The sequence below is a fragment of the Microbacterium sp. genome (assembly GCF_032084865.1).
Taxonomy (GTDB): domain Bacteria; phylum Actinomycetota; class Actinomycetes; order Actinomycetales; family Microbacteriaceae; genus Microbacterium.
This window is the reverse complement of sequence record NZ_DAMDLU010000084.1, coordinates 1-8,713: the sequence shown is the minus strand read 5'-3', so window position 1 is coordinate 8,713 and position 8,713 is coordinate 1. Positions and strand designations below refer to the sequence as shown.

Sequence of the window (8,713 nt, the reverse complement as noted above, 5' to 3'; positions counted from 1 at the left end):
CGCCGCGGTCGGCGGTGTCGACGGCGTGCTCGTCGGGCCCGCCGACCTCGCCGCTTCCATGGGACTCCCCGGTCAGCAGGCGCACCCCGACGTGCTCGCCGCCGTGCAGCGCGTGTTCGAGACGGTGACCGCGGCGGGCAAGAAGGTCGGCGTGAACGCGTTCGACCCGGCCGGCGCCGACGCGTACCTCGCCGCGGGCGCGCACTTCCTCTCGGCGAGCGCCGACGTGACGATCCTCGCCCGAGGCGCCGAGGCCCTCGCGGCGCGGTTCATCCCGGCATCCGGCGACGGCGAGGCCGACACGTACTGACGTGACCAGTCCTGCGTGTCAGGATGAGCGGATGCAGAATCGGCGGAGACCCCGGTGAGCCGCGGGCTCGCGGCGATAACCGACCGCAACTTCCGCTGGTTCTTCCTCGCGAGGGCCATCACGATGGTGACCGGATCGATGTCGTCGATCGCCCTCGCCTTCGCCGTGCTCGAGATCGACAACGATCCGCTCAGCCTGTCGCTCGTGCTCACCGCGTTCACCGTGGCGAACGTCGTCTTCCTGCTGTTCGGTGGAGTGGTCGCCGACCGGCTCCCCCGGGCGCTGGTGATCCAGGTCTGCTACGTGCTCGACATCCTCTCGATCGGCACGATCGCCGTGCTGCTGTTCACCGGCACCGCGAGCATCCCCGCGGTCGCCGCGCTCGCGGCGGTGAACGGCGCATCGACCGCGTTCGTCATGCCGGCGATGCAGGGCATCATCCCCCAGCTGACCAGCCCCGAGAACCTGCAGCAGGCGAACGCCATGCTCTCGTTCGTGCGCTCGGCCGTCACGATCGGCGGACCGGTGATCGCCGGGATCCTCGTGACCACGGTCGGGCCCGCCTGGGCGATGCTCGTGCAGATGGCGGGCTGGCTGCTCGCCATCCCGATCCTGGCCCTGGTGCGGCTGCCGCCGCCGGTCGGCGACGGCGGCTTCTCGCTGTTCGCCGACCTGCGCGAGGGGTGGACGGAGTTCTGGAGCCGGTCGTGGCTGGTCGCCGTCGTGCTCGCGTTCATGATCATGAACGCCATCCACGTCGGCGCATGGGGTGTCGTCGGGCCCTACATCGCGAACAACGACGAGCGGCTCGGCATCGCGGGCTGGGGCTGGGTGGTCAGCGCGGAGGGCGTCGGCGTGCTGCTGATGACCCTGGTGCTGATGTGGTTCCCGCTGAGGCGGCCGCTGCGCTTCGGGATGCTGGGCATGAGCCTGTTCGCGATCCCGCTGACGATGCTGGGCGTGCATCCGGCGGTCGTGCTCGTCGCGATCGCGGCGTTCCTGGCCGGCGCCGGTGCCGAGGTTTTCAGCACGGGGTGGAACGTCGCGATGATGGAGAACATCCCACTCGACAAGCTCAGTCGCGTCTCGAGCTACGACATGCTCGGCAGCTTCGTCGTCATGCCGATCGGCACGCTGGTCTACGGCTGGCTGATCACGCACGCCGACCCCACGACCGTGCTGATCACCTCGGGCATCCTGTACGCCGCGATCGCGCTGGCGACGGTCGCGGTGCCGAGCGTGTGGCGGATGGGCCGCGGCGAGGCGGCGACCGTGCGGGGCTGAGCCCGCGGCCGCCGCCTCACGGCGCGTCAGAGGCTGACCAGCAGCAGCGCGGCGGCCATCACGACGCCCGAGCCGAGCAGCGTCACGAACGTGTACCCGAGGATGTCGCGCATCTTCAGCCCCGCGATGGCGAGCACCGGCAGCGCCCAGAACGGCTGGATCATGTTCGTCCACTGGTCGCCGTACGCCACCGCCATGATCGCGATCGACGGGTCGACGCCGAGCTGGTTCGCCGCGTCGAGCATGATCGGGCCCTGCACGGCGAACTGCCCGCCGCCCGACGGCACGAAGAAGTTCACGATGCCGGCCGAGAGCAGAGCGAGCACGCCGAAGGTGGTCGGCGTGGCGATCGAGACGAAGGCATCCGAGAACAGTTTGATGAGGCCCGAGCTCGCCATGATCCCGAGGATGCCGGCGTACAGCGGGAACTGCAGCAGGATCTCACCCACGTTCGAAGCCGCCCGCTTCGTGAGATGGATGAGCTCGAACGGGTTGCGCACCAGCAGCAGGATCAGCGCGAGGAACGACCAGTTCACGACATCGAGCGTCAAGGTGCCGCCCTGCACGAAGTGCACGATCAGGTAGGCGACGAGGGCGAGTCCCAGCACGAGCGTCAGGATGCGCGACGCATCGATGCGGTCGGCGGGGGTCACGATCTCGTCGTCGATCTCGTCGGCCGCCTCCGAGCCGACGTGCACCGGGAGCTCGTAGACCGGGTCGCCGGTGCGCGGCCGGATGACGAGGAAGAGCAGCCCGCACACGACGATCACGCCGAGCGCGGCCAGCATGTTCCAGGTCGAGAAGGTCGTCTGCGAGACCGGGATCATCTCTCCGCCGAGGCTCGACTCCAGGAACGATCCGGGGGTCGCTGCCGTCAGCGGGCCCGAACCCGAGTACCCCATGTGCCAGACGACGAAGCCCGAGTAGCCGGCCGCGACCAGCAGCGGGAAGTGCACCTTCATGCCCCGCTCACGCGCCTGCACGGCGATCTCGCGGGCGAGCAGCGTGCCCACGATCAGTCCGAGGCCCCAGGTGATCAGACTTGCCACCGCGGCGACGACGAACACGAAGACGTACGCCATCGCGGCGCTGCCGGGCACGCGGGCGAGCGCGCGCAGCAGCTTCTGCACCGGGCGGGTGTTGGCGAGCATGTACCCCAGCAGCAGGATCAGGCACATCTGGGTCATGAAGGCCAGCAGACCCGCCAGCCCGTCACCCCAGCCCTTCACCACGTCGACCGGACTGGTCTGTGTGAGCGTCATCGCGAGCACCGCGACGATCAGCGTCAGCACGATCGCGAAGGTCAGCGCCGAGGGCACCCACCTCTCGAGGAACCTGTTCACGGGGCGCATGATGCTGCGCTTCTCGGGTCTTGCCTGCGTCGTGGGCATGGCGGAAACTCCTTCGTTTCGGGATTGCTCTTGTCTTCGACCATAGCCACCTCGCAGAAGACGCTTCGGCGGGTCATAGCATCCGCCGCCAGACTGGTGCGATGAGCTTCGAGACGCTTCGCGCGCTGGCCGACCGCGCCGCCCTGTTCACCGCCCTCCGGCAGGATCAGCTCGCCTCGGCGACAGAGCCGCTGGGCGAGCACCGCTGGGATGCCGATCTCTCCGCCGGCACGTTCGCGTTCACCGCGCACGACGAGCCCGCGCGCACCCTCGAGGCGGTGCCGCACCTGCTCGTGTCGATCGCGCCGGGGCCGCGCACACTGATGTGGTCGTGGGCGCTGCCGCAGGGCGACCGCAGCGGCATCACCGATGCGCTGCGCGGGTACGGCGAGCAGCACGGCATCGCCGAGCTCACCCGGGGCGAGGTGCCGTTCCCCGACGACGTCGGCGAAGACGTCGATGCGTGGATCGCCGACGTCGCGCACGCCGTCGGCGGGGCCGCGGTCGAGATCACGGGCCGCTCGCCGTATTACTCCGCGCCGTTCGGTGGCGGGTCCAGAGCGGTGCTGCTGCTCGATGTGCCGCTGCCGCCGCTCACTGTCGCCGCGGCTCTCGCCGCGCTCCCCCGTGTGATGGGTGATCTCGAGCTGAGCGACCCGCGGTCGTCGGTGTGGGATCTCGCCCGTCTCGCCGGGTGGCGGCTGGAGTGGGCCGACGATGCGTTCTCGGCGGCCGAGGTGACGGATGGCACGGGAACGGCGACCTTCGACTTCGATGAGTACGCGCGGATCAGCGGCATCCGCGGTCGTCTCGCGGCGACCGCCTGACCCTGACCCCGCGTCGCCGGGTCAGCCGGCGGCGCGCTCTGCGGCCTCGACGACGTTCGTCATGAGCAGCGCGACGGTCATCGGGCCGACGCCGCCCGGGTTCGGTGAGAGGAAGCCGGCGATCTCGGCGACGTCGGGGTGCACGTCGCCGTAGACCTTCGACCTGCCCGTCTCGGGGTCGTCCTCGCGGGTGACGCCGACGTCGAGCACGGCGGCGCCCGGCTTCACATCCTCCGCCCTGATGAGATGCTTGACCCCCGCACCGGCGACGATCACGTCGGCCTGGCGGAGGTACGGCGACATGTCGGGCGTTCCGGTGTGCACCTGCGTGACCGTGGCGTTGATCGCGCGACGGGTGAGCAGCAGCCCCATCGGGCGTCCGATCGTCACGCCGCGTCCGACGACGACCACGTGCTTGCCGCCCAGGTCGTAGTCGTTGCGCAGCAGCAGCTCGATCACGCCGCGCGGGGTGCACGGCAGCGGGGTGTGGATCGGTCCGTTGACGTTGAGCACGAGCCGTCCGAGGTTGGTCGGGTGCAGGCCGTCGGCATCCTTCGCCGGGTCGATGCGCTCGAGGATCGCGTCGGTGTCGAGATGCTTCGGCAGCGGCAGCTGCACGATGTACCCGTGGCAGCTGTCGTCGGCGTTGAGCTCGTCGATCAGCGCCTCGACCACGGCCTGCGTGGCATCCGCCGGCAGCTCGCGCTGGATCGAGTTCATCCCGATGCCGGAGGACTGCTTGTGCTTCATGCCGACATACAGCTGCGAAGCCGGGTCGGCGCCGACGAGCACCGTCGCGATGCCGGGCACGACGCCCCGCTCGCGCAGCGCCGCCACGCGCTCGGTCAGCTCGGCCCTTATGGCGGCGGCGGCCGCCTTCCCGTCGAGGATCTTCGCGGTCATGACCGCTCCCTTCATCGAGAAACCACAGTGCGCGTGAGACACCACGTCGCAGCGGGCGTCTCACGCGCGAAGTGGTTTCTCACGCGTGTTCGTGCGGCTTACTGCTGCAGGTCGGGGTACAGCGGGAAAGCACCGGCGAGGGCGTCGACGCGGGCGCGCAGCGCCTCGACGTCGGCGCCGGGCTGCAGCGCCAGGGCGATCACGTCGGCGACCTGGGTGAACTCGGCGTCGCCGAAGCCGCGGGTCGCGAGCGCGGGGGTGCCGATGCGCAGGCCCGAGGTGATCATCGGCGGGCGCGGGTCGTCGGGCACCGCGTTGCGGTTCACGGTGATGTGGATCTCGTGCAGCAGGTCCTCGGCCTGCTTGCCGTCGATCTCGGCGTCACGCAGGTCGACGAGCACGAGGTGCACGTCGGTGCCGCCCGAGCGCACCGCGATGCCGGCGTCCTTAACGTCCTGCTGCGAGAGGCGTTCGGCGATGATCGCCGCACCGCGCAGCACGCGCTCCTGACGCTCCTTGAACTCCGGGGTGCCGGCGATCTTGAACGCGGTCGCCTTGGCGGCGATCACGTGCATGAGCGGGCCGCCCTGCTGGCCGGGGAACACGGCCGAGTTGATCTTCTTCGCGATGTCGGCGTCGTTGGTGAGGATGAAGCCCGAGCGGGGTCCGCCGATGGTCTTGTGCACGGTCGACGACACGACGTGCGCGTGCGGCACCGGGTTGGGGTGCAGGCCGGCGGCGACGAGACCGGCGAAGTGCGCCATGTCGACCCAGAGCAGGGCGCCGACCTCGTCGGCGATCGCGCGGAATGCCGCGAAGTCGAGGGTGCGCGGGTAGGCCGACCAGCCGGCGATGATGACCTTCGGCTTGTGCTCGAGGGCGAGGCGGCGCACCTCGTCCATGTCGATCATCGAGGTCTCGGGGTTCACACCGTAGGCGACGATGTCGTACAGCCGGCCCGAGAAGTTGATCTTCATGCCGTGGGTCAGGTGGCCGCCCTGGTCGAGCGAGAGACCGAGCAGCGTGTCGCCGGGGCGGGCGATCGCGTGCAGCACGGCGGCGTTCGCGGTGGCGCCGGAGTGCGGCTGCACGTTGGCGAACTCCGCGCCGAAGAGCTCCTTAGCGCGCGCGATGGCCAGCTCTTCAGCCACGTCGACCTCTTCGCAGCCGCCGTAGTAGCGACGACCCGGGTAGCCCTCGGCGTACTTGTTCGTGAGCACCGACCCCTGCGACTGCAGCACCGACACCGGCACGAAGTTCTCGGACGCGATCATCTCGAGGAAGGTCTGCTGGCGCTTCAGCTCGCGATCGAGGACCTCGGCGATCTCGGGGTCGACCTCGGCGAGCGGGGCGTTGAAGTAGCGGTCGGTCATGACGGTCTCCTGTTCACACGGGAATTAGGGGTGTTCCTCATCGGCCCAGGCGCGCGGTCGATTGCTATGAGGCCGCTCCCCGGTGGTGACCCACCCAGACGCCAGTCGCGACGCAAGAAGCTTAGCGGATCGACCTCGCCGGTCCCGAGCGCATCGGCGTCTGCCGCGTCACATTCCCCGACCGGGATACATTCGATTCATGGTCCTTCCCGGGCATCCGCCACACCGGCGGCCGGGCACCCGACAGATTCTGGAGCAGACGATGACCCTGGAGCACGCGATCACCACCGACTTCCGCGGCTCGCGGGTGGTGCACTCCGCGCGGATCGTCGACGGCGACGGCAGCATCACCGACGACGGCTGGGTGCGCTTCGAGCAGGGCCGGGTCGCGGCACGCGGCACCGGCGACGACTGGGCGCCCGCCGACGACGTGATCGACGCGACCGCCGTCGCGGGGGCGGATGCCGTCCTCACCCCCGGCTTCATCGACATCCACGGACACGGCGGGGCTGGCGTCGCCTACGACGACGGCATCGAGGCGATCCGTCGCGGAAGAGCCATGCATCGCAGCCACGGCACGACGCGCGCGGTGATCTCGCTCGTCACGGCCACGGTCGACGAGCTCGCCGAGCAGGTCGCCTCGATCGCTGACCTCACCGAGACCGACGCCGACATCCTCGGCAGCCATCTGGAAGGGCCCTTCCTCGACCCCGGGCACCAGGGCGCCCATGAGCCGTCGCTGCTGCGGCATCCGCAGTCGTCGGATGTGACCCGACTGCTCGAGGCGGGCCGTGGCACCGTCAGGCAGGTGACGCTCGCCCCCGAGCTGCCCGGCGGGCTCGAGGCCGTGCGCCTGGTCGTCGCCGCAGGAGCTGCAGCGGCCGTCGGCCACACCGACGCCGACGCCGACATCGCACAGCAGGCGTTCGACGCCGGGGCGACGATCCTCACCCACGCGTTCAACGCGATGAACGGCATCCACCACCGCGCACCGGGACCGGTGCTGACCGCTGCGGCCGACCACCGGGTCGTGCTGGAGGGCATCGCCGACAACTTCCACCTGTCGCCGGCGGTCATCAAGATGCTGTTCGACATCGCGCCGGGGCGTGTCGCTCTGATCACGGATGCCATGGCCGCGGCCGGCAGCGCCGACGGGCACTACGACCTCGGCGCCGTGAAGGTCACAGTGAAGGACGGCATGGCACGCACCGACGGCACCGGCTCGATCGCCGGGTCGACGCTCACCCAGGACATCGCGCTCCGCCGCGCGGTGAAGGCGGGGGTTCCCGTGGGCGACGCCGTGCAGGCGCTCACCGCCACGCCCGCGCGAGCGATCGGCCACGGCGGGTCGCTGGGTGCGCTGCGCCCGGGAATGGTCGCGGATGCCGTGCTGCTGAGCGCACGGTACGACGTGGCGCGCGTCTGGGTCGGAGACGCCGCACGCCGGTGAGCAGCGGGGCCTCCCCCGGCCGCAGCGCCGATCGCGTTCGTTGGGCGGTCGCGACAGATTGACGTCGGAAATCCGTGGGAGCGCTCTTGCAGGTTCTCCACAGGGGTGGCCTGGGAGCGCGTTTGGGGTCAGAATGAACGAGGACGCGTGACCAGGCGACACCCACGCGTCCGTTCTTATGGGACCGTTCCCGGGGTGGGGGGAGGACAGACGATGGCGATCCGTGACACGAGCACGCAGGCGGTGGCCGACGTCGACCTCGTGCTGCACACCAGATCGGGAGATGCCGAAGCCTTCGGTGAGCTGTGGCGCCGCCACCACGCCGCCGGCATGGCGGTCGCACGATCGGTGTCCGCATCGATCGACCCGGCCGACCTCGTGGAAGAGGCCTACTCCCGCATCCACCAGGCCATTCTCAAGGGCGGCGGACCCAACGGCTCGTTCCGCGCGTACCTGTTCACGAGCATCCGCAACACGGCTGCGGCGTGGACCGCGGGGCACCACGATGCGACCGCCGACGAGATCGAGACCGGCTCGACTTCCGGGCCCGCCGCGGGATCGGCCGACGAGACACTCGACCGCAGGCTGATCGCGCAGGCCTTCCGTTCGCTGCCGGGGCGCTGGCAGGAGGTGCTCTGGTACACCGAGATCGAGCGCATGACGCCGTCCGACATCGCGCCGCTGCTCGGGATGGGCACCGGTGGCGTCGCTCAGCTGAGCTTCCGAGCCCGCGACGGGCTGCGCGAGGCCTGGTTCCAGGCGCATCTGCGCAGCGCCGGCCAGGGCTCCGACTGCCACTGGACGATCGAGAACCTCGGCGCTCACGCACGCGGCAATCTCAGCGCCCGCGCCCAGCGCCGCGTCGATGATCACCTCGAATCGTGCGCGCGCTGCACGATCGTGGCGACGGAGGCGCAGGACGTCGCCGATCACCTGCCGCTCGTGCTGCTTCCGCTGGTGCTCGGCCTCACCGCCGGCAGCGCGTACCTCGCCTCGATCCGCTCCGGTTCCGATCGATCCGGTCGGCGGCCGTCGGCGCCGACCGCCATGCCGCGCAGCGTCATCGGCGGCACCGTCGCGGCATCCGAGGAGACGGCGCCCGGCGGCGGCGCGACAGCGGCGCACGTCGGCTCGCCCGGTTCCGTTCTCGGCATCGGGGCGATCATCGGAGCGGG

General features: G+C 70.3%; 8 protein-coding genes and 1 riboswitch. Of the genes, 5 read left to right on the top strand and 3 right to left on the bottom strand.

Features of this window, described 5'->3' with window-relative positions:
* On the top strand, positions 1-310 hold a 310-nt coding region (locus RT309_RS09785; protein WP_313356682.1), incomplete at its 5' end, for an aldolase/citrate lyase family protein.
* Between the two features lie 54 nt (positions 311-364).
* Complete coding sequence (locus RT309_RS09780) at positions 365-1,594, top strand: MFS transporter (protein WP_313356681.1); 1,230 nt, start codon at positions 365-367, stop codon at positions 1,592-1,594.
* A 26-nt stretch (positions 1,595-1,620) separates the two neighbouring features.
* Here the strand turns inward: RT309_RS09780 and RT309_RS09775 are convergent, their stop codons facing one another.
* Positions 1,621-2,985 carry a TIGR00366 family protein gene (locus RT309_RS09775; RefSeq protein ID WP_313356680.1) on the bottom strand — a complete coding sequence of 455 codons (1,365 nt, stop codon included), beginning with the start codon at positions 2,983-2,985 and terminating at the stop codon, positions 1,621-1,623.
* 101 nt (positions 2,986-3,086) lie between these two features.
* Between RT309_RS09775 and RT309_RS09770 the strand changes: the two genes are divergently transcribed.
* The gene (locus RT309_RS09770) at positions 3,087-3,812 is read left to right on the top strand and encodes a DUF6882 domain-containing protein (RefSeq protein WP_313356679.1); all 726 of its coding nucleotides are present in this window, start codon (positions 3,087-3,089) and stop codon (positions 3,810-3,812) included.
* A 21-nt stretch (positions 3,813-3,833) separates the two neighbouring features.
* Here the strand turns inward: RT309_RS09770 and RT309_RS09765 are convergent, their stop codons facing one another.
* Together RT309_RS09765 and glyA are read right to left on the bottom strand one after the other, a co-directional pair.
* Positions 3,834-4,715 (bottom strand): bifunctional methylenetetrahydrofolate dehydrogenase/methenyltetrahydrofolate cyclohydrolase, encoded by an 882-nt coding sequence (locus tag RT309_RS09765; protein ID WP_313356678.1) that lies wholly within the window; start codon positions 4,713-4,715, stop codon positions 3,834-3,836.
* 98 nt (positions 4,716-4,813) lie between these two features.
* Complete coding sequence (gene glyA / locus RT309_RS09760) at positions 4,814-6,088, bottom strand: serine hydroxymethyltransferase (protein WP_313356677.1); 1,275 nt, start codon at positions 6,086-6,088, stop codon at positions 4,814-4,816.
* Between the two features lie 36 nt (positions 6,089-6,124).
* A riboswitch (ZMP/ZTP riboswitch) is annotated at positions 6,125-6,207 on the bottom strand.
* Positions 6,208-6,350: 143 nt separating this feature from the next.
* Here glyA and RT309_RS09755 point away from each other — a divergent pair.
* Positions 6,351-7,538 (top strand): amidohydrolase family protein, encoded by a 1,188-nt coding sequence (locus tag RT309_RS09755; RefSeq protein WP_313356676.1) that lies wholly within the window; start codon positions 6,351-6,353, stop codon positions 7,536-7,538.
* Positions 7,539-7,751: 213 nt separating this feature from the next.
* Positions 7,752-8,713, top strand: a 962-nt coding sequence (locus tag RT309_RS09750; protein WP_313356675.1) for a sigma-70 family RNA polymerase sigma factor, incomplete at its 3' end; no start/stop codon positions are given.

What these genes read in the sequence shown, in the direction of transcription:
- RT309_RS09775 (WP_313356680.1), bottom strand. Translation starts at nt 2,985, where the DNA reads ATGCCCACGACGCAGGCAAGACCCGAGAAGCGCAGCATCATGCGCCCC.
- RT309_RS09770 (WP_313356679.1), top strand. Translation starts at nt 3,087, where the DNA reads ATGAGCTTCGAGACGCTTCGCGCGCTGGCCGACCGCGCCGCCCTGTTC.
- RT309_RS09765 (WP_313356678.1), bottom strand. Translation starts at nt 4,715, where the DNA reads ATGACCGCGAAGATCCTCGACGGGAAGGCGGCCGCCGCCGCCATAAGG.
- glyA (WP_313356677.1), bottom strand. Translation starts at nt 6,088, where the DNA reads ATGACCGACCGCTACTTCAACGCCCCGCTCGCCGAGGTCGACCCCGAG.
- RT309_RS09755 (WP_313356676.1), top strand. Translation starts at nt 6,351, where the DNA reads ATGACCCTGGAGCACGCGATCACCACCGACTTCCGCGGCTCGCGGGTG.